Source organism: Halomonas sp. B23F22_20 (assembly GCF_043496985.1).
Lineage (GTDB): Bacteria > Pseudomonadota > Gammaproteobacteria > Pseudomonadales > Halomonadaceae > Halomonas.
The window spans coordinates 1-504 of the sequence record NZ_JBIEKH010000161.1 but is presented as its reverse complement, the minus strand read 5'-3'; the positions used below and the strand labels follow the sequence as shown (position 1 = coordinate 504).

At 57.1% G+C, this 504-nt stretch carries 1 protein-coding gene; it reads left to right on the top strand.

The genetic code is table 11. The features are described from left to right. Window positions 1-17: 17 nt before the first annotated feature. The coding region (locus ACGTN6_RS21115; protein ID WP_394595080.1) for a zincin-like metallopeptidase domain-containing protein at window positions 18-504 on the top strand (487 nt) is incomplete at its 3' end.

The following is a 504-nucleotide window of genomic DNA, read 5'->3' as shown; positions in this document are numbered from 1 at the left end:
AGGAGCAGTTCGCAATCATGAAGAGCTTCCGGCTCTTCAATGTCGCCCAATGTGATGGCTTGCCCGAGCAGGTTTCGGGCATGGCGGGAGAGACCGACTCCGAGTTTGAGCCTTCGGAAGAGGCCGATCGAATCTTGATCGCCAGTGGGGCTCAGATCGATCACGTCGAAGGTGATCGAGCGTTCTATAACCCGGTGGCCGATCGTATCCAGTTGCCGCTGCCATCACAGTTCGATGAAGCGATCGGGTATTACGGCACAGCGCTGCATGAGCTCGTTCATTGGACGGGGCATCGTGACAGGCTGGATCGTGATGGTATCGCTCGCTGGAAGGGGCCAAAATCCCCTGAGTACGCTGCTGAGGAGCTCGTTGGCGAGCTCGGAGCGGCATTTCTCTGTGCTCACTCAGGGATTCCCGGAGAGCTCCGACATGAAGGCTATATCGAGCATTGGTTGTCAGCCCTGAAAGGCGACAAGAAGTGCCTTTTTCGGGCATCGAGTGCTG